Annotated in this window: 18 protein-coding genes; 10 read left to right on the top strand and 8 right to left on the bottom strand. The window is 55.0% G+C overall.

Annotated elements, in window-relative coordinates:
- Positions 1 to 59: 59 nt before the first annotated feature.
- Both dnaG and WBY09_RS05440 read right to left on the bottom strand, forming a co-directional pair.
- The gene (gene dnaG, locus WBY09_RS05445) at positions 60 to 1,949 is read right to left on the bottom strand and encodes a DNA primase (protein WP_336232187.1); all 1,890 of its coding nucleotides are present in this window, start codon (positions 1,947 to 1,949) and stop codon (positions 60 to 62) included.
- Between the two features lie 160 nt (positions 1,950 to 2,109).
- Positions 2,110 to 2,565: a GatB/YqeY domain-containing protein gene (locus tag WBY09_RS05440; protein ID WP_008889523.1), complete on the bottom strand. Its 456-nt coding sequence runs from the start codon at positions 2,563 to 2,565 to the stop codon at positions 2,110 to 2,112.
- A 368-nt stretch (positions 2,566 to 2,933) separates the two neighbouring features.
- Here WBY09_RS05440 and carA point away from each other — a divergent pair, with 368 nt between their 5' ends.
- The 3 genes from carA (at position 2,934) to greA (ending at position 8,016) form a co-directional block, all read left to right on the top strand.
- On the top strand, positions 2,934 to 4,100 hold the full coding sequence (gene carA, locus WBY09_RS05435) for a glutamine-hydrolyzing carbamoyl-phosphate synthase small subunit (protein WP_336232186.1): 1,167 nt from the start codon (positions 2,934 to 2,936) through the stop codon (positions 4,098 to 4,100).
- 96 nt (positions 4,101 to 4,196) lie between these two features.
- Positions 4,197 to 7,439, top strand: coding sequence for a carbamoyl-phosphate synthase large subunit (gene carB, locus WBY09_RS05430; RefSeq protein WP_120224378.1), 3,243 nt, complete (start codon positions 4,197 to 4,199; stop codon positions 7,437 to 7,439).
- A gap of 103 nt (positions 7,440 to 7,542) precedes the next feature.
- Positions 7,543 to 8,016: a transcription elongation factor GreA gene (gene greA, locus WBY09_RS05425; protein ID WP_008889520.1), complete on the top strand. Its 474-nt coding sequence runs from the start codon at positions 7,543 to 7,545 to the stop codon at positions 8,014 to 8,016.
- Between the two features lie 136 nt (positions 8,017 to 8,152).
- Here the strand turns inward: greA and WBY09_RS05420 are convergent, their stop codons facing one another.
- The 3 genes from WBY09_RS05420 to WBY09_RS05410 form a co-directional block, all read right to left on the bottom strand.
- Positions 8,153 to 9,616, bottom strand: a complete 1,464-nt coding sequence (locus tag WBY09_RS05420; protein ID WP_287446090.1) for a methyl-accepting chemotaxis protein — start codon at positions 9,614 to 9,616, stop codon at positions 8,153 to 8,155.
- Positions 9,617 to 9,633: 17 nt separating this feature from the next.
- The gene (locus tag WBY09_RS05415) at positions 9,634 to 9,972 is read right to left on the bottom strand and encodes a hypothetical protein (protein ID WP_064779684.1); all 339 of its coding nucleotides are present in this window, start codon (positions 9,970 to 9,972) and stop codon (positions 9,634 to 9,636) included.
- Positions 9,973 to 10,378: 406 nt separating this feature from the next.
- Positions 10,379 to 10,864 (bottom strand): Lrp/AsnC family transcriptional regulator, encoded by a 486-nt coding sequence (locus WBY09_RS05410; protein WP_008889517.1) that lies wholly within the window; start codon positions 10,862 to 10,864, stop codon positions 10,379 to 10,381.
- Between the two features lie 345 nt (positions 10,865 to 11,209).
- Here WBY09_RS05410 and trxB point away from each other — a divergent pair, with 345 nt between their 5' ends.
- The 4 genes from trxB to WBY09_RS05390 all read left to right on the top strand — a co-directional run bounded on the left by trxB (position 11,210) and on the right by WBY09_RS05390 (position 17,070).
- Positions 11,210 to 12,160, top strand: a complete 951-nt coding sequence (gene trxB / locus WBY09_RS05405) for a thioredoxin-disulfide reductase (RefSeq protein ID WP_336232185.1) — start codon at positions 11,210 to 11,212, stop codon at positions 12,158 to 12,160.
- Between the two features lie 311 nt (positions 12,161 to 12,471).
- On the top strand, positions 12,472 to 13,404 hold the full coding sequence (locus tag WBY09_RS05400) for a LysR family transcriptional regulator (RefSeq protein WP_063088740.1): 933 nt from the start codon (positions 12,472 to 12,474) through the stop codon (positions 13,402 to 13,404).
- 920 nt (positions 13,405 to 14,324) lie between these two features.
- Positions 14,325 to 15,713 (top strand): adenylate/guanylate cyclase domain-containing protein, encoded by a 1,389-nt coding sequence (locus tag WBY09_RS05395; RefSeq protein WP_336232184.1) that lies wholly within the window; start codon positions 14,325 to 14,327, stop codon positions 15,711 to 15,713.
- Between the two features lie 886 nt (positions 15,714 to 16,599).
- Positions 16,600 to 17,070 carry a Dps family protein gene (locus WBY09_RS05390; protein ID WP_063088738.1) on the top strand — a complete coding sequence of 157 codons (471 nt, stop codon included), beginning with the start codon at positions 16,600 to 16,602 and terminating at the stop codon, positions 17,068 to 17,070.
- Between the two features lie 149 nt (positions 17,071 to 17,219).
- On the opposite strand, the gene WBY09_RS05385 is transcribed toward WBY09_RS05390, so the two are convergent.
- Together WBY09_RS05385 and WBY09_RS05380 are read right to left on the bottom strand one after the other, a co-directional pair.
- Positions 17,220 to 18,254: a TRAP transporter substrate-binding protein gene (locus WBY09_RS05385; protein WP_336232182.1), complete on the bottom strand. Its 1,035-nt coding sequence runs from the start codon at positions 18,252 to 18,254 to the stop codon at positions 17,220 to 17,222.
- 152 nt (positions 18,255 to 18,406) lie between these two features.
- On the bottom strand, positions 18,407 to 19,423 hold the full coding sequence (locus tag WBY09_RS05380) for an aromatic ring-hydroxylating dioxygenase subunit alpha (RefSeq protein WP_336232181.1): 1,017 nt from the start codon (positions 19,421 to 19,423) through the stop codon (positions 18,407 to 18,409).
- A 175-nt stretch (positions 19,424 to 19,598) separates the two neighbouring features.
- On the opposite strand from WBY09_RS05380, the gene WBY09_RS05375 reads away from it, so the two are divergent.
- Together WBY09_RS05375 and WBY09_RS05370 are read left to right on the top strand one after the other, a co-directional pair.
- Positions 19,599 to 20,321: a GntR family transcriptional regulator gene (locus WBY09_RS05375; protein ID WP_040822962.1), complete on the top strand. Its 723-nt coding sequence runs from the start codon at positions 19,599 to 19,601 to the stop codon at positions 20,319 to 20,321.
- A 134-nt stretch (positions 20,322 to 20,455) separates the two neighbouring features.
- On the top strand, positions 20,456 to 21,421 hold the full coding sequence (locus WBY09_RS05370; RefSeq protein ID WP_336232180.1) for a PDR/VanB family oxidoreductase: 966 nt from the start codon (positions 20,456 to 20,458) through the stop codon (positions 21,419 to 21,421).
- Positions 21,422 to 21,462: 41 nt separating this feature from the next.
- On the opposite strand, the gene WBY09_RS05365 is transcribed toward WBY09_RS05370, so the two are convergent.
- The gene (locus tag WBY09_RS05365; protein WP_336232179.1) at positions 21,463 to 22,746 is read right to left on the bottom strand and encodes an amidase; all 1,284 of its coding nucleotides are present in this window, start codon (positions 22,744 to 22,746) and stop codon (positions 21,463 to 21,465) included.
- Positions 22,747 to 22,991: 245 nt separating this feature from the next.
- On the opposite strand from WBY09_RS05365, the gene msrP reads away from it, so the two are divergent.
- A complete protein-coding gene (gene msrP, locus WBY09_RS05360; protein WP_063088734.1) occupies positions 22,992 to 23,960 on the top strand; it encodes a protein-methionine-sulfoxide reductase catalytic subunit MsrP in 969 nt (322 codons plus the stop codon).
- Positions 23,961 to 24,023 lie beyond the last annotated feature (63 nt).

The raw sequence follows: 24,023 nt of genomic DNA, 5'->3' as shown, positions 1-24,023 counted from the left end.
TTTCAGCGCAAATCACAAATAGCCCGATCGCTGATCCAGACCACACACGTGATCAATGATCAGTCGTCGAGCTTAAACACTTTCTCCCGGCGTCGGGCCAGATCCTCTCGTCTGTGAGAAAATCTTTCCCATTCCTCCTCGCTGGTATCTGCTGCCAACTGTCGGACGGCGTATTTTGCCTCTTCGTCCTCCAGGGAGCTTACAGCCATGGAAAAAACCTGTTTCCAACCCGTCAGGGCCCGTTCGAGCGGCGTTTCGGGCTTGGCGAAAGCGGCGTGCGCAATAACATCGGCACTAACCACCCGCAAAACTGTCTCTGACAGCCCGTCGCGCTCCAATTGGGCCTTGATCGTTTCGCAATCAAGTCCAGGATCATCGTCAAGCAGCTTTAAGACGGCCCGACGAAGATTGTCAAGCGCGGAGTCTGCACAACTATAGATTCCCAGCTGTTCACCAATCTCATCATGCAAGGCAGGATGGTTGATCAATGTCAGCAAAAGAATGGAGTCTTGCAGGTCACGCTTCTTTTGCATGGGCGGTCGCGACATGCCCGGAACCGCTTTACCGGCCGGACCCCAGAAATGGTCATTTTTTCCGCGTTTGCCACCCCATCCGGATTTTTTATTTTGGAAATTGCCCGAATTTCCCGACCGGTTTGCGGGCTTTCCGCCCCGATCGCCCTTGAACAGCTTCCAGATACGATCGCGGAAAAACGAATTGTATTGCGACCGCACCGCTTCATCGGCGATCACGGAAATGCGTTGATTTATCGTCGCCTCAAGGGCTGCACGACGTTCCGGAGTATCAATCTTGTGCGTGCCCGCATCCATGCGCCAGACAAGCTCGGCCAACGGCACGGCATGTTCGATGATCTTGCGGAAACTGTTAAAGCCATCCGGGGCTGCCATCAGGCTGTCTGGGTCTTCACCCTCGGGCAGGATCGAAAACAGCAATGACTTGCCCGGGCGCAAAATTGGTAGTGCGCGTTCTGCCGCGCGCACCGCTGCGCGCTTGCCCGCAACATCGCCATCCAGACACAGGATCGGCTCGTTGGTCATTTTCCAAAGTTCGCCAATCTGTTCTTCGGTCACTGCGGTGCCAAGTGGCGCCACCGCCCCGCGAAAGCCCGCACGGTGCAGGGCAATCACATCCATATAGCCTTCGGTAACAATGATCGGTGCATCCTGTTGCGATGCTTCACGGGCCTGCGGCAGGCCATAAAGCAACCGACCCTTGTGAAACAGCGGCGTATCCGGGCTGTTAAGGTATTTGGGTTTGCCATCGCCCATGACGCGCCCGCCAAACGCCACCACCCGTCCGCGCCGATCCAGGATCGGGAACATGACGCGCCCCCTGAAGCGGTCATAGCTTTGCCGGTTGCCTTCTTCGGGCTCGATCAGAAGCCCGGCCTCGATCATCAGTTTTTCGTCAATATCTTCGCGCTTGAGCGCTGCCTTCAGCGCCCCGCGGCTGTCCGGGGCATAGCCCAACCGGAATTCGGATATCGTTTTGTCATCCAGTCCGCGTTGATGGAAGTAATCAAGCCCTTCCTTGCCTTCGGGCATGCGCAACATGCGTTCGAAAAACGCACAGGCTGCTTCCATGACCTCGTAAAGGGTTTTCGCCTTCTGTTCGCGTTCCTGGGCTTCGCGGGATTGTTTGGGAACTTCCATGCCGACCTGATTGGCCAGCACCTCGACCGCCTCGATAAAGGTCAGGCCACGGGTATTCATCACAAAGCTGATGACATCGCCATGCGCGCCACAACCAAAGCAGTGATAGAAACCCTTTTGCTCATTGACCGTAAAGGACGGGGATTTTTCAGAATGGAACGGGCACAGCCCGGAATATTCCCGGCCGCGCTTGATCAGCTTCACCGATGTACCGACGACATCCGCCAGTCCCACCCGCGCCCGCAGGTCGTCTAGAAACGACTGGGGAAAGCTCATGTGTGCCCCGTTCCCGTAATGTCACAGCATTGTGCTGCAACTCTGTTGATTGGTCCCTGCCCCGGTCGACCTGATTGATGTGATTATTGTCCGGTCCCGGGACGACGAAAGCCGGACGATTTTACACGCCCGGCTTCCAAATTACAGTGTGCTGTTAGGATTAACCCAACAGTTTTTTGGCGACACCACCGGCTTTGCCGAAATCCATCGTGCCGCTGTATTTTTCACGAAGGGCTGCCATGGTGCGGCCCATATCCTTAAGGCAGGTCGCACCGATTTCCGAAACAGTGCCACGCACGGCGTCTTCGATTTCTTCATCGGACAGCTGGGCCGGCAGGAACTTTTCGATGACCTCGATCTCGGAGGCTTCCTGTTCGGCAAGTTCCGGGCGATTGCCCTTGGTGTACATTTCAATGCTTTCGCGGCGCTGTTTTACCATCGCCTGAAGCAGATTGATGATTTCATCATCTGAAATGCCATCGGTGTTGCCGTCGCTCCGTGCGGCGATATCGCGTTCTTTCAGTGCCGCCAGAATAAGGCGCACGGTGGTTACGGAGCAGGCATCCTTGGCAAGGACGGCCTTTTTCAAAGCGTCGTTAAGCTGCGATCGCAGCATGGCTCATCTCTGATTCTGTGGAAGAAAGGAGCGAACATACCGCAAAACGGCATTTGACGCAAAGAAAACGTTAACGCGTAAGTTATTGATTTTATTGCAAAAATAAAAGTTTAGATGCGTCCTTGACATGCCATGGCGACTCCCGTAGACATCCGCCAATTTGCCTGCCGGGATCACGCTTTGCCCCGCTTTCCGCAACCCCTTGCTGACGCTTTTGCGCTGTCGGCATACCTTGCTGGAAACCACTTGGCACGTCTGCATGGCCGGTATGCAGGTTAACAGCAGCCGTTTTTGTCGGCCTGCGCAGAATTATTATATATAAAAAGAATCCGTGTTTCACCGTGGAAAGATCGAAAGGACATTTGCCAATGTCAGCGCCCACGCACACCCCGCCCCCTGGTGCTTCTGCCGTTCTGGTTCTCGCAGATGGTTCAGTTTTTTGGGGACGCGGCGTCGGGGCCCGAGGAGAGGTCGTTGGTGAAGTCTGCTTCAACACGTCGATCACGGGCTATCAGGAAATCATGACCGACCCTTCCTATGCCGGTCAGATGATCACCTTTACCTTCCCCCATATCGGCAATGTCGGCACCAACGACGAAGATATCGAAAACGCCAAACCGGTCGCCCTTGGCTGCATCCTGCGCCAGGACATTACCGAGCCGTCAAACTACCGCGCGCAGAAACATTTCAACGACTGGCTGGCTGAACATGGCCGGATCGGGATCGCCGGTGTGGACACCCGCCGCCTGACCAAACGCATCCGGACCGAAGGCGCGCCAAACGGTGTGATCTGCCACAGCGCAGATGGCAGTTTTGATATCGACGCCCTGATCGCCAAGGCCAATGACTGGCCGGGCCTCGAAGGCATGGACCTTGCCAAGGACAATAGCTGCACCACCGGTTACGACTGGGACGAAGCGCTTTGGACCCGCGAAGGCGGATATGGCAAGGTTGGCAATGCCAAGCACCATGTCGTTGCCATCGATTACGGTGTAAAGCGCAACATCCTGCGCAACCTGGCAAGTCTTGATTGCAAGGTCTCGGTTGTTCCGGCCACCACCTCGGCCGATGAAATCCTTGCGATGAACCCGGATGGGATCTTCCTGTCCAACGGCCCGGGCGACCCGGCAGCCACCGGCGAATATGCGGTTCCGACCATCAAGACCCTGATCGATAGCGGCAAGCCTGTATTCGGGATTTGCCTGGGTCATCAGATGATGGCGCTCGCACTTGGTGCAAAAACCATGAAGATGGATGTTGGCCACCGTGGTGCCAACCACCCGGTCAAGGACACGACCACGGGTGTTGTTGAAATCACCTCGCAGAACCATGGCTTTGTCGTCGACAAGGACAGCCTGCCTGACAACGTCGAAGCAACGCACTTCTCGCTGTTTGATGGATCCCTTGCTGGTCTGCGCCTGAAAGACAAGCCGGTCTTCGCTGTTCAGTACCACCCCGAAGCATCGCCGGGGCCGCATGACAGCCACTACCTGTTCAAACGTTTCGTTGGTCTGATCGAGGACGCCAAAGCCTGATCCCCTGATCAGGACACGCCCAAGATTACGCGATTAACGGACTTAAACGAGGCGGTGCAGCCATAGCGCCTGCCCTTGCGAAAAGCGGAAAACGACATGCCGAAACGTACAGATATCAAATCAATCCTCATCATCGGTGCCGGCCCGATTGTTATTGGCCAGGCTTGCGAGTTTGACTATTCCGGTGCCCAGGCCTGTAAGGCCCTGAAGGAAGAAGGTTACCGCGTCATTCTGGTCAACTCGAACCCGGCGACCATCATGACCGACCCGAACCTGGCCGATGCGACCTATATCGAGCCGATCAAACCGGCCATGGTCGCCAAGATCATCGAAAAGGAACGCCCGGACGCGATCCTGCCGACCATGGGGGGTCAGACGGCGCTGAACACCGCACTTGCCCTGTTTAACGACGGCACGCTTGAAAAATACGGTGTCGAGATGATCGGTGCGAAAAAGCACGTCATCGAAAAGGCCGAAGACCGCCAGCTGTTCCGCGAAGCCATGGACAAGATCGGCCTTGAAAGCGCGCGCTCAGCCATGGTTCGCACCTTTGAAGATGCGGTCAAGGCACTTGAAGTCACCGGCCTTCCGGCAATCATCCGCCCAAGCTTCACCCTTGGCGGTGAAGGCGGCGGCATCGCCTATAACCGTGAAGAATTCGAACAGATCGTCCGCAATGGTCTGGCGATCTCGCCTACCCACGAAGTGCTGATCGAAGAATCCATTCTCGGCTGGAAAGAGTATGAAATGGAAGTCGTCCGCGACAATGCGGATAACTGCATCATCATCTGCTCGATCGAAAACGTCGATCCGATGGGCATCCATACCGGCGACTCAATCACTGTCGCCCCGGCGCTCACCCTGACCGATAAAGAATACCAGATCATGCGCGACGCCTCGCTGGCGGTCCTGCGCGAGATTGGTGTGGATACCGGCGGCTCGAACGTTCAGTTCGCGGTTAACCCGGATGACGGTCGCCTGATCGTGATTGAAATGAACCCGCGTGTGTCGCGTTCTTCCGCCCTGGCATCCAAGGCCACCGGTTTCCCGATTGCCAAGATCGCAGCCAAGCTTGCGGTTGGCTATACCCTCGACGAACTCGATAACGACATCACCGGCGTCACCCCGGCCTCGTTCGAGCCAACCATCGACTATGTCGTCACCAAGATCCCGCGCTTCACCTTTGAAAAATTCCCGGGCGCCAAACCGCTTTTGGGGACCGCGATGAAGTCGGTCGGCGAAGCGATGTCCATCGGTGGCTGTTTTGCCGAAAGCCTGCAGAAAGGTCTGCGGTCGATGGAGACCGGGCTTACCGGCCTCAATGAAGTCAAAATCGAAGGTGCGCCGGACAAGGCCGCCATCCGTGCCAAGCTAACCCAGCCGATCCCGTTCCGTATCCTTTACGCTGCCCAGGCATTCCGTCATGGCCTGACGCTTAAGGAAATTCAGGGTGCGACCAAGTTTGATCCCTGGTACCTCAAGCAGATTGAAATGCTGGTCGCCGAGGAAGAAAAAGTCCGTGCCAACGGCATTCCGACCGACAAGCAGGAATTGCTGCGCCTGAAAAAGCTCGGCTTCTCGGACGCACGTCTTGCCGAACTGGCTGGCAAGGACGAAGACGCCGTTCGCGCGGATCGTCATGCCCTTGGCCTGCGCCCGGTTTACAAGCGCATTGATACCTGTGCGGCCGAATTCCCGTCGCGCACCTCGTACATGTATTCCATGTATGAAGGCGATGGTTTCGTTGAGCCGGAAAACGAGGCCGAAGTCACCGATCGCAAAAAAGTCATCATTCTTGGTGGTGGCCCGAACCGTATCGGTCAGGGCATCGAGTTTGATTATTGCTGTGTACACGCGGCCTATGCGCTGCGCGAAGCCGGCATCGAAGCAATCATGGTCAACTGCAACCCGGAAACGGTTTCAACCGACTATGACACGTCAGACCGTCTGTATTTCGAACCGCTGACCGCCGAAGACGTGATCGAGCTTTGCCAGCTTGAACAAAGCAACGGCGAACTGCTGGGTGTAATTGTTCAGTATGGCGGCCAGACCCCGCTGAAACTTTCTGCGGCCCTTGAAAAGGCTGGCGTTCCGATCCTCGGCACCAGCCCGGACAGCATCGATCTTGCCGAAGACCGCGACCGGTTCCAGGCCCTGATCAACAAGCTTGGCCTGCGTCAGCCAGCCAACGGCATTGCCCGCTCTGTCGACGAAGCCGTCAAAATCGCCGAAGGCATCGGATACCCGATCGTCATCCGCCCAAGCTACGTTCTGGGTGGCCGCGCGATGGAAATCGTTCACACCACCGAAGACCTTCTGCGCTACATGCACGAAGCCGTTCAGGTTTCCGGCAAAAGCCCGGTTCTGATCGACAGCTTCCTGCAGGACGCGATCGAGATTGATGCTGACGCGGTATCTGATGGCGAGAACGTCTTTGTCGCGGGCATCATGCAGCATATCGAAGAAGCCGGTATCCATTCCGGGGATTCGGCCTGCTCCCTGCCGCCCTACTCGCTTGATGAAGCGATGATCGAACGCCTTAAGGAACAGACTGTTCAGCTTGCCAAGGCGCTTGACGTTATTGGCCTGATGAACGTTCAGTTCGCGATCAAGGATGACATCATCTATCTGATCGAAGTGAACCCGCGTGCCTCGCGTACGGTGCCGTTCGTCGCCAAGGCAACCGGCAACCCGATTGCCAAGATCGGCGCGCGCATCATGGCAGGCGAAAAGCTCGGCGACTTTGAAATTGATCATGGTCCGTTCAAGCATATCGCAGTCAAGGAAGCGGTCCTTCCGTTCAACCGCTTCCCGGGCGTTGATACCTTGCTTGGCCCGGAAATGCGTTCAACCGGTGAAGTCATGGGTCTGGACACCGATTTCGGTCGCGCCTTTGCCAAGGCACAGATGGCCGCAGGCCATACGCTTCCGCTTGAAGGCAAGATCTTCATCTCGGTCAAAAACTATGACAAACCGGCCGCTGTTCAACTGGCACGCGACGCCATTGCGCTTGGCTTTGGCATCGTTGCGACCCATGGCACTGCAGAAGCTCTTGAAAAAGAAGGGCTAGACGTCACCCCGGTCAATAAGGTACAGGAAGGACGTCCCCATATCGTGGACATGATGAAGAACGGCGATATCAAGCTGGTGTTCAACACCACCGAAAGCAAGCAGGCCGTGGTCGACAGTTTCTCGATCCGCCGTACTGCGCTTACCGATGACATCCCGTACTACACCACTGTCGCCGGTGCCCGCGCTACCCTGCGCGCCATCGACAACCTGAAACGCGGCGCACTTGAAGTCCGTCCCGTTCAGGAATATCTTGGGGACAAGTACTAAGGTTCTTAATCTGAACCTGACGGAAGAATTCAGACCGCCCGGCGGGATGCCGGGCGGTTGATTTTGTAGTATCGACCGCTAATAAGAATAGGCTGTGAGCGCGATGGAAAAAGTACCAATGACCCCCCAGGGGCATCAGCGTCTCGAAGAGGAACTGAAGCATCGCAAGTCCGTCGAACGTCTTGAAATCATCAAGGCCATCGCGGATGCCCGCGAGCATGGCGATCTTTCGGAAAATGCCGAATACCATGCCGCACGCGAACGCCAAAGTTTCTGCGAAGGTCGTATTGCCGAGCTCGAAGACGTGCTCAGCCGCTCCGAAGTTATCGACATCAAATCCCTTGCGGGTGATGTCGTGAAATTCGGCGCCAAGGTTCAGCTCGTTGACGAAGACACCGACGAGGAAACCACCTATCAGGTGGTTGGCCCGATCGAAGCCGACATCAACGCTGGTCGTATCTCGACCACGTCGCCAATCGGCCGTGCGCTGATTGGCAAGTCGGTCGGTGACTCTGTCGAAGTCACCGTGCCCGGCGGCACCAAAAGCTATGAAATTCTCAAGGTCGATTTTTCCTGACCGGGAAACAACTGATGCGTATCAGGGCCCGGGCATTCCCGGGCCTTTTTCATTTCAGAATTTCATCTGAGACACAGACAAAGAAAAATCCGGGCAAATGCCCGGCTTTTTCGCAGGTTGGGACGCGTATTGCGATTTATCCCGATTTCGCCAACTGATCGAGAACCTCTTCAACATTTTGGTTCAGATCGGATGCTTCCGAACCAAGATGATCCGCACTGCCCAGAAGCTCTGTCGCGGTTTCCCCGGTCTGATCGGAAATTTCGGAAAGCTGATGGATCAGGTCCGAAAGGTCGCGGGTTGCGTCAACCGTGACATTCAGGCTTTGCGCAATCTCGCGCGTTGCGCCCTGCTGTTGTTCCATCGTTGCTGAAATCGTGGTTGTGACTTCAACCAAATCGCCAATGGTTTCCGAAACCCCGTTTACGGCCGAAACGGAATCCCCCGTCGCCGCCTGAATTTCAGAAATCTGCTGGGCAATCTCGTCGGTCGCACGCGCTGTCTGGTTGGCAAGGTTCTTGACCTCGTTGGCCACAACCGCAAAGCCTTTGCCCGCTTCACCGGCACGCGCCGCCTCAATCGTGGCATTGAGTGCCAGCAGGTTGGTCTGGGACGCAATATCGGTAATCAGGTTGACGACTTCACCAATTTTCTCGGCCGCCTTGGACAACCATTCGATCCGCTCGCTTGCGGTTGAGGAACGCGCAACCGCATTGTCGGTGATTTCACGGGCGCGCACGATCTGACGCGAAATCTCGTCGGCGGACGCGTTGATTTCTTCAACGGCTGAGGCCGCTGATTGAACATTCTGCGAGGTTTCCTCGGACGCATGAACCGCACCGAGTGATGCTTCACGGCCCTTACGCGCCCGATCATCTAGGCGCTGCGCACGCTTCTGCAATTGAACCGATTCCGCATCCACTGCACCGGCAGATTTCCCAATCATCTTGGTAATCTGATCTGCCAATTCGCGCTTGAAGTTATCACGTTCAATGTTGCGCTGTTTACGAAGCTGTTCGTTCTGGGCCAGCAAATCCTGTGCAGATTTGGCGGCCTCTTCGGCTTCGCTCCGCGCAATATCGGCATGCGCCAACGTCGAATAAAGGCTTTTGCACGACCAGACCAGAACCCCGGCCTCAACAATCACCACTACCGCATGCAAAACCACACGGAAGAAATCGGCGCCTTCCGGAAAGACCCAATAGGGCACAACAAAGTTCAGGATCAGGTGGTGCAGGGCTATCACGCCGGTTGCAACAACAATCGTTTTCCAGCACACCAGCGCGCCAAGCACAGCAAGTGCTGCAAAGAAATACATATGAATGTCGATCTGCCATTCATGTCCGCGGAAGGCATAGACCAGTACCGCGACCTGCAAAATCATCGCAGAAGAAACAATAAAGCGCGAAATCTGGGCCTGCGGCCCGGCAGCACGGCAAACGACGAAGGCAACAGCCGCAAAGATCGCACTGGCAATCAATGGCGAAACCGCGTCACTGCTGGCGAAATATCCGGCGACCGCACTTAGCGGAATATGAATTGCCAGAATGACGAACAAGGCCTTGATCGCATTGGCGCGAATTTCTACTAACTTTTCCATAGGTTCAAACCCGATTATCAAAAGGCATTTTTGTTGGCGTCAGCATCAAAACAGACCGACGCAATCAAGGGAGAAAGGGTAAACAAAGCGCCGAAATCGTCGGCTTCTGGCACCACACCATCGTCATGCACGACAACAGCCATATGTCCAAAACCACCGAACCTCGTAACGCGACCGCCAGAAGCAACCACCCGTTCAAGGATCTCTGCCTCGGTCATGTCAAACGGGAACACCATCCCAACCCCCTGAAGCGCTTCAGAAGGGCGATAGGACAGAATCACAAGCAGCACCACACCCGCAAAGGCAAACAGCCCCGTTGGCACAATCCCGCGCCAGCCATCTTCTTCCGAAGACAATCTTGGCGTCACTTCCGTATGTTTTTGAAATAATTCCAATTACTATCCCAAAATATAAAACTGATCTCGAATGGATAGGCATTCTTTATGTATGCACTATACCGGCAAGCAACAAGGACACGCGGCGAGATGTTTCTGCGCCCTAAAGACAATGTTCTTTGAAATCGGCGAAAATGGCCGTCTATCTGGGATTATTTACGCAAACCATCTGATACGGATCATGTTAACTGCCAAAAGAATGGCGTCTTTGATCAGGCGCAATGGCACATAGCAATATGTATAGGTCGACTAGGATTGATTAGATTTCCCGCACGATAAAATGGCGCAAAACAAATAAACCGGCGCTTCTGGGCGCCGGTTTCTGCGGGGTTCGTCAGGAATGTCAGATGTCGGAAAAACTGACTAATCAGTCTTCGACCTCAATATCGATCGGCACACCGGGCATGTTTTTCGCAGTGCGAATCGAAAGTGCCGACTTAACGTGATTGACGTTCTCGGCAACTGTCAGTTCGGTGGTCAGGAATTTCTGATATTCATCCCAGCTGTGCGAGACGATTTTCAGGAGAAAGTCCATTTCACCCGCCACCATGTGGCATTCGCGGACTTCTGGCCAAGCGGCCGCGCGGGCTTCAAACGCACGCAGATCATGTTCGGCCTGGCTGGCAAGCCCGACCATTGCAAACACAGTCACGTTGTAGCCAAGCGCCTGCGCATCCACATCGGCATGATAGCCCTGAATGAAACCGGTTTCCTCGAGTGCGCGCACACGACGCAAACAGGGGGGCGCTGAAATACCTGCACGGCGTGCAAGTTCCACATTGGTCATGCGGCCATCTTCCTGCAGATCGCGCAAAATTCTGCGGTCGATCTTGTCGAGTTTGACCCGTTGCATTTATTCCTCGATTCTGTGCGCGAAACTTACCCCGATTGAAACAATATTACAGCGAGGCAAGTTGCTGGCAATAATATAATCCGCATCAGAATGCAATCTTGTGCTTGGATGCCGTAACTGAAAACGCTGAAAAATCTGCTTTTTGGCCCAAATTTCCGCCATCCTGCACGACCATTCCGATACGCTTCGATGCCACAATGAAACTACCTGTTTCAAACGTAAAATTTCACCATTCAAAAAACGCGAAACAAGGTGCTCAAACTTTGCGTGAAGCGGTTGCGTCTTGCCCGGACTGCCCATATGTTCGATCTCTGTTTTTACTCATCTCGGACGTATACAAAGAACATGGCCCAGGAACATCAGACCAAAGTCCTCATCATTGGCTCCGGCCCTGCCGGGTACACCGCAGCGATCTATGCCGCGCGCGCGAACCTTGAACCTATGATGGTGATGGGTCTTCAGCCGGGTGGCCAGTTGACGATCACAACTGATGTCGAAAACTATCCGGGCTTCGCGGATGTCATTCAGGGTCCTTGGCTGATGGACCAGATGAAGGCACAGGCCGAGCATGTCGGCACCAAAATGGTGCATGACCTGATCACCGAAGTCGATTTCTCCAAACGTCCATTCGTCTGCAAGGGCGACTCCGGCGATACCTATATCGCAGACACGGTCATCATCTCGACCGGCGCACAGGCACGCTGGCTTGGCCTTCCGGGCGAAGAGAAATTCAATGGCCGTGGTGTTTCGGCCTGTGCGACTTGTGATGGTTTCTTCTATCGCAACAAACCGGTCACGGTTGTCGGTGGTGGCAACACCGCGGTTGAAGAAGCCCTTTATCTTGCCGGTATCTGCTCCAAGGTCACCCTGATCCATCGTCGCGATGAACTGCGTGCGGAAAAAATGCTCCAGGACCGTTTGCTCAAGCATGAAAAGATCGAGGTCGTCTGGGACAGCGTGGTTGAAGACATTCTTGGCGGCGATGGTCCGATGGACGGTGTTGAAGGTGTGCGCGTACGTAATGTCAAAACCGATGCGCTGCTTGATATTCCGGCGGACGGTTTCTTTGTTGCCATCGGCCATGATCCGGCAACGGCTGTGTTCAAAGGCCAGGTCAACATGGATGACGAGAACTATATCCTCGTCAAGCCGGGCAGCACGGTGACCAATATCGAAGGCGTATTTGCCGCAGGCGACGTTACCGACAAGGTCTATCGTCAGGCGGTGACTGCGGCTGGTATGGGCTGCATGGCCGCCCTTGAGGCAGAAAAGTTCATCGCAGAGCAGGAATCCTGATCTTCTGGCGTAAATGAGCTCAAAGACCAAAGGGGACGCATCTGGCGTCCCCTTTTTTAATCGTTTCAAACGGCCGCGATCCGGCCAATTGACTGACATTGTGTCGAAAACCGCACCCCGCCACGGACTTTGCAGGAAAATGTCTTCTTGCAGAAAATGTCACAGGCCTCATATTGATTGAATAATCATGCACTTGGTCAAAGCTTGTGATGCACTTAATAGTGTGGAAACCAAATTGGCCATAAAAGAAGAGAACAATTATCAGGGGTCCTGCGCATCGACCGTGCGCTGGCACATCTAGGAGCAGGTCTATGGACTGGGACAAGCTGCGTGTTTTTCACGCTGTTGCCGAAGCCGGGAGCTTCACCCACGCAGGGGAAAACCTTAATCTGAGCCAGTCGGCCGTCAGCCGACAGATCAGCGCACTCGAAGAAAGCGTGAAAGTCCCGCTTTTCCATCGCCATGCGCGTGGCCTGATCCTGACAGAACAGGGCGAGTTGCTGTATCGCACGGCACATGATGTTTTTGCCAAGCTTTCGATGGCAGAAGCCCGCATTCGCGAATCAAAGGAACGGCCAAGCGGTCCGCTCAAGGTCACGACAACCGTGGCCTTCGGTTCGACCTGGCTGACACCGCGCATCAACGAGTTCCTTGAACGGTATCCGGAAATCGAACTGTCGCTGGTGCTCAATGACGAGGAACTCGACCTTGCCATGCGCGAGGCCGATGTTGCCATCCGCATGCAGCCACCCCGTCAGGCCGACCTGGTTCAGCGCCAGCTGATGACACTGCGCTATCACGTGTTTGCATCGCCGGAATACATCAAGCAACACGGCATGCCCAAAACACCCGAAGAGCTCAAGGACCATCGCCTGATTATCTATGGCGCGGATGCCCGTCCGCCGGTTTCCAACGTCAACTGGATGATGGCAACCGCGCAGCAGTTCAAACCGGACATGCGCCCGATCCTGAAGCTTAACAATATCTATGGCATCTTCCGTGCCACCGAGTCCGGTCTTGGTATTTCGGCACTGCCCGACTACTTGCTGCCAACCAACAGCAATCTGGTCCGCATTTTGCCGGAACTCGAAGGGCCAAGTTTTGACGCCTATTTCGTCTATCCGGAAGAACTGCGGCACTCCAAACGTATCGCCGTATTCCGTGACTTCCTGATCGAGGAAATTTCAAAGGTCAAGGCAAAGGCCGCGGCAGCCGCCAGCGCCAGTGCCACGACCGAGAAATAGAATCCCAGACATCGTTTATCCGATTCTGCAACAGCCCGGCCCTGCCGGGCTGTTGGCGTTTATGGGGTGTTTTACCAATATCGGGGCACATCAAATATCAGTCGCGCCATAATGTCTTAAAATTGCTGACATTTTATTGTCATGCGCCTGATGCATGGTTGACTTGTAGTCATTCTATTTTTGGTCCACTCAAGGATCACTTATATTCATATCATAAGTTGTGAGCATCCGCACAAAGCGAGCCTGCTCCGGCTTCCTGATCTTTGGACGATCCGTCCGCCGGAACGATATCCGGCCCGGAATCTTCAAGAGATTCCCTACGTCTCCCAGACGTAAGCCTCCCTGTTGATCTTGCCGGTAGCTCCCCCGCTACCGGCTTTTTTTTGTGCCCCTGCACAATGAATTATCCCCGCAAACAGTGATCTAGCCAGAAAACCGGCGAAACATCCTCGTAAAACTTAATAAATATCAATAACTTAATAGCATTCTAAAGGTCCCCGTATATTTATGCAGAAAATGCATGGCTGAAAAAGCAATTTGGCAGTGGTCATTATCGTCAAAAACGCTATCTTCTCCCTCGAACCGCAGCGGAACACTCCGCACCGCGGTACAGAGTTTTCTCCCTGACCGATTATGTCGGTCTTTAGCCGGACGCCCTGTCCGGCTTACCCAGGGCCCTGCGAAGGGTCCTACGTCTCCCAGACGTGAAGCCTCCCTGATAAACTTGCCGGGCACATTTGTTGCCCGGCTTTTTTTTTGCTTTATCGGCTTCCTCGCATCCTCCCCACTGCGCCTGCTCGCACGCAGCTGTGATCAGCCGTCACCCGATCTCGACTTGGCAAGTGCCGCCCTTGGTTTCACTATGGGCAATCAATGTGTCCAATAGGGACACCCATCTGCATGATCGGGACATCGGCTCCATGAAAAGCACGCTGAGCGCCTTCCTGTTTGGCAAGAACGCCAACAGTCACTTGCCAGAGCGCGTCCAGAGCGCGATCGAAAAGCAACAATATGAAAGCGAGAAGCTGATCGGCTGGGTTCAGCTGTTGCTGGTCACGATCTTTGCAAGCCTCTATGCCATCTCCCCCAAAACCGTGATGTCCGATGGCATCCATCCGGTGCCATGGGCATTGGGGCTGTATTACCTGTTTACCCTCAAACGCCTTGCTCTGACCTATCGCAACAAGCTCTCGACCTGGTTCCTGACTGCTTCAGTCATCGCCGATATCGGGCTTCTGATGGTCCTGATCTGGAGCTTCCATATCCAGTACATGCAGCCAGCAAGCTTCTATCTCAAAGCACCGACCGTGCTCTATGTCTTCATCTTCATTGCCCTGCGCAGTCTGCGCTTTGATCCGCGCTATATCCTGATAGCTGGTGGGACAGCGGCGGCAGGCTGGATCATCCTGACTGGCTATGTCATCTGGTCGGAGGGCGGCAAAAGCATGATCACGCGTGATTATGTGACTTACCTGACCTCAAACTCGATCCTGATCGGGGCGGAAATTGACAAGATTATCGCCATTTTGCTGGTTACCGCTGTTCTGACCGTCGCCGTTATGCGGGCCAAAAGATCGTTTATCCGGGCTGTCACGGATGAAATTGCCGCCCGCGATCTGTCGCGCTTTGTGTCACCCGAAATTGCCGATCGCATCACCCATGCCGAACAACAGATCCGCCCGGGCGACGGTGAAGCAGTCAACGCAACCGTAATGTTCACCGACATCGAAGGATTTTCATCAATCGCCGAAAAGCTCGCGCCAAAAGAACTGGCCACCATGCTCAATGAATATTTCACCGAAACCAACGCGGTGATTTCGCATTTCGGCGGGGTTATTACCCAGTTTGAAGGCGATGCGATGCTGATCACCTTTAATGCCGTTACCCCCGATACCGATCATGCACTCAATGCCGTGCGCACCGCCCTTGCCATTCAGGAACTCGCCAATCGGCGCATTTATTCTCATGGCGGGCAGTTGAAAACCCGCTGCGGGATCAATTCCGGCGAAATTGTTCTGGGTGCTGTCGGCTCCGAAAGCCGCCTGACCTTTACTGTGCATGGTGACAACGTCAATATCGCCTCGCGACTAGAAGCACTGAACAAGGAGTTCGGCACCTATATCCTTGCAACAGAGGATACAGTGCGCGCCTGTGGCAATCACGACGATATTCCGGCATGGACGCCGCGCGGCGATGTCACGGTGCGGGGCCGGGAAAACGCGACAAATATCTTCTCGCTCTCACCGATCAAAATCACCGGTCACACCCCGGCACAAGACGCGGCCCGCCAAACGGCATCCCGCGCCTGAAAATCGTAACCAACGGCACGTCCCGGACAAATTAAAAGCCCGGGGAGCTGTAAGCTCGCCCGGGCTTTGGGGACAGATGGTCTTGGGGAGACCTGTCAGATGCGCTGCCTTGCCCGTGGGGTGCATGACGCCTTGGGGGATAAGGGCGTCCGTTCCGGGCCTCGATGCGCCGTGAGGGAGGGGCACGGCATCGATGTTTTCGCATCCGACAGTTAGGAATATGCCTTTGAAATGCGGCTCAAAATACGGTGTCTGATGACCATTTGGGGGCAAATTGGGGCAATTGCGGCGGCGCCTATATGGGGTGATCTTGCTGCCCCGCCATCCGGACAAAAAAGTGGGGCGGGATAAAACCCGCCCCAATCTATTCGGGGTCATTCATGGTCTTGGGGAGACCAAGTCAGCCGGGGTATTTCAGGTGGGGGAACAACCTGAAACCATTTGGGCCAGTATCGTGAGGGGGGACAGAGACTGCTGACCACGTCCTCGACTGACAGTTGTGAATATGCCCGGAAATCAAGGCGGGAAAACAGGTCACATTGGGCCATTTCAGGGCGAATTGTGTTCCAATAAAGGCACCTGAAACTCAACCTGATGATTTCATTGAATTCAACTGTCGCCCAACGGGCCCAAAAGCATCATATCGGCTTTTTTCGAGATCAGTGACACAGGCAAATACCCGGCTTTTCATCGGGTTTGGATGATGCCAAGCGCCTAAAAACCACGTTGGGGACCCTTAAAAATAACCCCACTTCCAGTAATAGAATTGCCCTATCGCAAACAGTTAGACAATCAATTGGTGTAATTAACAGCTGTCATTCATACTGCCTTCAACACGAAAAAGCACAAAGCCCGCTTGGATTGAAAGCGGCGAAAGGAGATAAACATGCAGATCGATATCGGCATCAATGAATCCAACCGCACCGCTATCGCCGACGGACTTGGCCGCGTTCTGGCAGACAGCTATGCGCTCTATCTGAAAACGCACAATTTCCACTGGAACGTAACGGGTCCGATGTTCCAGACCCTGCACACCATGTTTGAAGAACAGTACACCGAACTGGCAACCGCGATTGACGAGGTTGCGGAACGCATCCGCTCGCTGGGCGCATACGCCCCTGCCAGCTTCTCGGCGTATGGCGAACTGACCGCGATCAAGGAAGAAAAAGGTGTGCCTGTCGCCAAGGACATGATTGCGCAACTGGTCGAAGGCCATGAAACCGTGATCAAGACCGCGCGTTCGCTCTATCCGATTTGCGATAGCTCGGATGATGACGCCACTGCAGACCTTCTGACGGCCCGCATTCAGGTCCATGAAAAAACCGCCTGGATGTTGCGTTCCCTGCTTGAAGGCTAAGCACCAACTTTTCGCGTCCCCAACGCAAAAACGGCCCGGAACATTCCGGGCCGTTTTTATATATGTGCGTCACAAGAACACCACACCCTTGCGACGCACGATGCCTGTGACCGGGAAAGGAGCAACCCGGTCAGCGGGCTGAAAGCCTGTTACTGGCTGTGTTTGGCAATCGCCGCACGTGCCGCCGCGACAATGGCGGCACCATCAACCCCCTTGTCATTCATTTCCGCGATCCAGCGATCAATCACCTCATCGGCCTTTGCGGCAAACTTCGCGGTTTCATCGGCTGAAAGCGTCACCAACTCGCCCGATTTGGCGAAAATCTCTTCACCACGCGGTTCAATCGCATCCCATGCCTCGCCAATTTCGCGCGCAATGCTCTGGCCAGAGTTATCATCGATAACCTTCTTCAGATCATCTGGCAGGGCTTCATAGCGATCCTTGTTCATCGCAAACATGAATACCAGCGTGCCAAACCGGACACCCTGATCACCCTCGATGGCATACTGGGTCATATCCGGGATCTTGAACGGAATGGCAACCTCATGCGGGATCAACGCACCATCCACGACACCTAGCGACAAGGCCTGCGGCAAATCTGGCACCGGCATACTGACCGGCTGTGCGCCCCAGCTTTCCAGCATCCAGGCGCCGGTGCGTGACGGTGCCCGCAGTTTCATGCCTTCGACATCAGCAAGACTTTCGATCTTTTTCTCGGTGGTGAAGATCGCCTGTCCGGTATGGACATGGATCAGCAACGGCTTGATATCGTCGAAGTCCTGCGACAGGTGCTCAGCATAGATATCCTGAATGGCCATGTTGGTGATGGCCGCACTGCCGGTATGAACAAACGGCAGTTCAAACACTTCACTGCGCGGATAGACACCGGGCGTATAGCCAAGTGCACTCCAACCCAGATCCACCGCGCCATCGCGAATATGGCTGTAAAGCTCGGTCGGTTTGCCACCAAGCGCCATCGCCGGATAAATCTCAATCTTGATGCGACCGTCAGATTGTTCCTCGATCCGCTGGGCCCATGGCTCAAGGAACTTGGCTTGTGCCGTTGCCTTTGGCCCCAGCACATGTTCCAAAACAAAGGTAAATTCCGGTTCGGCCTGCGCAGAAAGCGCGCTTGCCAAACAGCCAGCAGCAACTGCTGCCGATACAAACAGGCGTTTAAACATTTTCAACCTCAGACGTTTTCCCTGAAAATGCGCTCAGCACCCCCGCCCGCTTGGCACGGTTTTGGCGCGGTGTTTCACAGCACTGAGCGTCTCTCTCTTTTGGTAGCGTTCTTTGACCGGTTCGGATCCGGCTTTGTCTTTTTATGCGTTGGTTATTCGGCCGCAGCAGCAAGTGCCCGATCAATCAGACGGCGTGCACGCACACCGCCCGCATCAATATTGAAGTTCAAAAGCTTGCGTTCCGGATGGCGCAGCATATTGGCCTGCTGGCCTTCGACCACTTCAAGATCCTCATAGAACACCTTGGCCTGCGCATCTTTGATGTTTTGGGTCAGCCCGTTATCATCAATGTCAAAGTTGCGCACCATGCCCCAGTAATAGCGGCACGTGGTTTCCGTTTCCGGCGTCATGCAGTTCACGACAATGCCGGTTACACCCTTGGATCGATCACCTTGCTGCGCACCGGTCCCGGCAAGCGCTACACCGACATCAATCATCACATTGGATGGCAGGGTAAAGGTGCAGATCTGCCAGCGGTCGCAGACTTCCTTGGATTTCAAGTTATTGGCCCAGAACGGCGGCGGCACGATGTTTTCCATCCAGCGTTCAACCGTGACGCTTTCGTCATCGGATCGTGTCTGCGGCAGGCTTTCGGTGATTTCAAGCTGACCGATGCTGGACGGATGCACATACGTCTCGTGGCTCAGATCCATCAGGTTATCGACCAAAAGCTCATACCCGCATTTCACATCATATGTACCGCCATCAAAGACCCAGCCGTCTTCGGACGCATGCGGAATTTCCGGCACAAGCGCCTCGTCAGCTTTTTCCTTGTCGCCGATCCAGACCCAGACAAAGCGATCCTTCTCGACCACCGGATAGGCGCGCACACAGGCCTCGGGATGGATGCTTTGCTGGTTGGGCATATGCACGCATGCCCCATCACCATCAAATTCCAGCCCGTGATAACCACAAACCAGACGGTCACCTTCGACATAGCCCTGGCTTAGCGGCAGAAGACGATGCGGGCAGCTGTCTTCAAGTGCGACCAGTGACCGGTCGGCACGGCGATACAAAACGACATTTTCATTGCAGATCGTGCGCGCGACGGGGGTGCGACCAATTTCGCCATCCCAGCCTGCGACGTACCAGAAGTTACGCAGGAACATGTTTCTCTCCCTTGGCGCAAGGCCAATCAAGGTTGCTTGCAGGTGGAATTTTTACCACCAAGATTTCTTGTTATGCTTCTAAGCGTAATCAAATTGGATCCAATTTGGCAAGATGCTTTTTAAACAATTCGATCTGAACTATGATCGCCCGGCAGTCACAAAAACGGAAAACGGCATGAGCAAACACGGCCAGCGCGTCCTGATCACCTTGCGGAAAATGATCGCCAACGGGGAACTTCCACCGGGCGAACGGGTTGCAGAAATCCCGATTGCTGAACGGCTTGGCGTATCGCGCACACCGGTCCGGATTGCCTTTCGGACACTCGAACAGGAAGGCCTGCTGCGCAAAGGGGATCGTCGCGGATACACGGTACGTGCCATCACCCCGACCGAAATTGCCGATGCCATCGAAGTGCGCGGTGTACTCGAAGGACTTGCCGCCCGCCTTGCCAGTGAACGCGGCATTTCCCTTCCGGCGCGCAGCCATTTGATCGAATGCCTGTCCACGGGTGACGCCCTGTTTTCCAAGGGATTCCTGACCGATGAGGACATGGAAATCTATCACGATTTCAACATGCGCTTTCACAACACCATCATTGAAGCCAGCCGCAACATCGCCATCGAAGACGCGCTGTCACGCAATGATCACCTGCCATTTGCATCCGTATCGTCCATCGCCTTTAACCGCGACGACATGACTGGCGAATTCCGCCGATTCAATTTCAGCCATATGCAACATCATATCATTTTCGATGCCATCGACAACGGCCAGGGCGCGCGCGCCGAAGCCCTGATGCGTGAACATGCCAATGCGGCATTGCGCTATACGCAAATCCTTGGTCCGACACAGGATATGCCCGACAACTTCACCGTCATCGAACGCGAAGATACCGCATAATCTACCCTGCCTCGCATTTTCCGATCCCATCAGGTTTGACAAAATTGGATCCAATTGATCTAATCTGGATCCAGTCAAGCCCAACAGACAAACACACCCGGAGCAAATCCGGGGGCCTGGGAAGGAAAATCGCCATGCCTGAAGTTACCGTTCAACAGGTCCATGACCTGACCGACCGCATACGCGGTTTTGATCTTGTTGCCACAAATGGCGCAAGCCTGCCACCCGCCGAACCGGGCGCGCATATCAAACTCACCGTCACCGACACAGCCGGCCAACCAGTCAAACGGTCCTACTCCATCATCAACCCGGGGCAGGCCGATCTGTACCGGATCGCGGTGCTGCGCGAAGAAGGCGGCGAAGGCGGATCCATGTATATGCATCAAAAGGTCAAAACCGGCGATGTCCTTGAAATCGACCTGCCGCAAAACGACTTCCCGCTTGTTGAAAGTGCGGCCAAAACCATCCTGATTGCAGGCGGCATTGGAATCACGCCCATCCTTGCCATGGCGACCGCGCTCCAACAGGCCGGCAAGGATTTTGTCCTGCATTACGCCAGCCGCAACCACGCCGACATGGCCCTGATGACAGAGGTCCTTGACGCCGCCAACGGGTGCTGCGCGCTTTATTTCGACGGCGGCGATGCGTCACGCAGCATGTCCCTTTCTAGCATCCTTGGCACGACAGAAGCAGGAAAGCACGTTTATGTCTGCGGCCCGGGCGGCCTGATTGATGCCGTGCTTGATACCGCGCGCCGCAATCGCTGGGCGTCGGAGAATGTTCATTATGAACGCTTCACCACGCCTGCCGCCCAGCTTGATGACACCAGTTTCGAAGTTCATCTGGCGCAAAGCGGCCAGACATTCGAAGTCCCGGTTGGCAAATCAGTTCTGGATGTCCTGATCGATGAAGGCATCGATCCGCTTTACGACTGCAAAAAGGGTAATTGCGGGATCTGCACATCGGTTGTGATTTCCCATGATGGCGATCTGTCGCATCGCGACGCCTATCTTAGCGACAGCCAGAAGGCCCAAAACGATCAGATGTGCATTTGCGTCTCCCGCATGCAAAGCAGCGGCCGCCTGACGCTCGACCTCTAAACAAAAGCGGCCCGGAACTTCCGGGCCGCCTTCTTGTTCAGTCACCTTCTTCCGGCAAACAGCGGATCAATCAACCGGGCCGCAGCCAGGATCGCCTGATCATGTCCATGGGGCGCCCCGATCATAAGGGCGGCCGGTGCAACCTCGCCTTTGATCTGAACCGGCATCGACATCGCACAGGCATCGACCAGGTTCAGGTAACCGGTATTGCGCAGCATCAGGGCATTAAGGTTGTCAAAGTCGGCTTCGACCTCGGCAATCTTGGGTGCCATGCGCGGCAAGGTCGGCGCGATCATGACGTCAACATCCGCCATCGCCGCCCCGAACATTGACACGATATCGGTTCGCTTGGCATAGGCGTCGATCACCTCATCACTTGATAGCGTATCGGCAAACTTCATCCGCGACAAAACGCGCGGGTCACCGACGGTTTCAAGCTTTGCGAAATCCTTGGCATAGATCCGGTGCGCTTCAAACGACACCAGCATCTTATTGAGGATCGCGTTCTGGGCGATGAAAGCAAAATCAATCTCGATCAGCTCATGCCCGGCCTCTTTCAGCTTTGCGCAGATCATTGCAAAGTCTGCCTTCACCCGGTCATCGAGCCCATCGACAAACGCATTCACCGGCACGCCAATGCGAAGCGATTTTGCCGCGTCTTCCGGCGGTGTCACGGTGATGTCTGTCAGGACTTCAAATGCACGAATGGCAGTTTCAAGATCGCCCGCCAACGGCCCCGGCGTGTCAAAGCTTTTGGCCAACGGATGAATACCCGCGCCCGGCACCAAAAGGCGGCTTGGCTTGATGCCATAAAGCCCGTTGATCGCCGATGGAATGCGGATCGAGCCACCGGTATCCGTGCCAAGCGCCAGATCCACGATCCCGTGCGCCACAGTCAATCCACCGCCCGATGTCGACCCGCCCGGAATACCCTCTGCATCAAAGATATTGCCCGGCGTGCCGTAATGCGGATTAAGCCCGACACCGGAATAGGCAAATTCGCTCAGCGTCGTGCGGCCAAACGGAATGGCCCCAGCAGCCTTGATGCGACGCACGCATTCGCTGTCGGCCTCGGCCGGTGCGCGCCCCTTCAAAAGCTCGGATGCCGCCGTGGTGACAACGCCCGCCTCGTCATAAAGATCCTTGACCGATACCAGCATCCCGGCAAGTGCTGCGCCGGGGTTTTGCGCGCAATATTGCTCCGCCTCGGCAGCAGCCTTTAAAATCCGCTCAAAGTCAAACTCGGTAAAGATCTTGTCCTTAAGCTCGCCAAGTTGATTGACCTTGTCGATTGCTTGTCTGGCCTTGTCGATCATTGCACCCATTTGGCACCCCTATTTGTTGTTTTGTCGCGATCCGACGGCCCCATTCGATCCGCGCCGCGCATTTGTGTTTCACTGTCATAGGATGGCACCCGTGCCTGATCAAGGATCAGATCGGCAATTTCGCCCGTACAAAACGGGTAGTAACCGGAAATGATCAGGGTTTCACCCGCTGATCACCGAGCCGTGACTTGCCCAAAGCCGGTTTTCAAAGGACATTTAGAAAACCCGCGCAATTGGAGGACGACATGCTGATACGCCGCAAAAAGGGTTGGGAAATCCCCGAACGAGACGCAACGCCGGAATCGATCTATAAAAACCGCCGTCAATTCCTTAAGGGGATCGCCGCCGGATCGATCGGCGCAACAGCATCAAGCCTCCCGCTTGGCTCTGCATTGGCCCAAGGATCGGGATCGACTGCCGATCTTTATCCGGTGGATCGCAACCCGGCCTACACGGTCGAACGCGAAATGACCGAAAAGTCCAAGGCGCTGACCTATAACAACTTCTATGAATTCGGATCGCACAAATCGATCTCGCAAGCAGCGCAAGCCATGCGCATCCGTCCCTGGACCGTGGTGATCGACGGGCTGGTTGAAAAACCGATTGAAATTGATTTCGAAGAACTTGTGCGCAAGATGCCGCTCGAAGAGCGCGTCTATCGCTTCCGCTGTGTCGAAGCCTGGGCGATGACCGTGCCCTGGTCCGGTTTCCCGATGAAGGCACTGGTTGATTTCGCCAAGCCCCTGTCGGGCGCAAAATATGTCGAAATGGAAACCGCCAGCCAAAAGGACACCATGCCGGGCCTGCGTCAGTTCTGGTATCCGTGGCCCTATATCGAAGGCCTCACGATGGCCGAGGCCACCAATGAACTGACCATGATTGCCACGGGCATTTACGGAGAAGAATTGCCCAAACAAAACGGCGCACCGTTGCGTTTGGTCACACCGTGGAAATACGGTTTTAAAAACATCAAATCGATCGTGCGGTTCACCTTCACCGACACGCGCCCGAAAAGCTTCTGGGAAGACATCAACGCCGATGAATATGGCTTCTGGGCCAACGTTAACCCGGAAGTCCCGCATCCGCGCTGGTCGCAGGCCTATGAACGGCTGCTTAATAACGGCGAAAGCGTCCCCACCCGGATCTATAACGGCTATGGCGATTTTGTTGCCGATATCTACAAGGGCATGGAAAACGAACGGCTGTTTATGTGACCCGCACGCCCGTAGCGCCCAAACGCAAAAGCCGGTGTTTTACGACACCGGCTTTTTTCTTGG

This window comes from Thalassospira sp. CH_XMU1458 (assembly GCF_037027205.1).
GTDB classification, from domain to species: Bacteria; Pseudomonadota; Alphaproteobacteria; order Rhodospirillales; family Thalassospiraceae; genus Thalassospira; species Thalassospira tepidiphila.
This window is presented reverse-complemented; position numbering and strand designations above follow the sequence as displayed.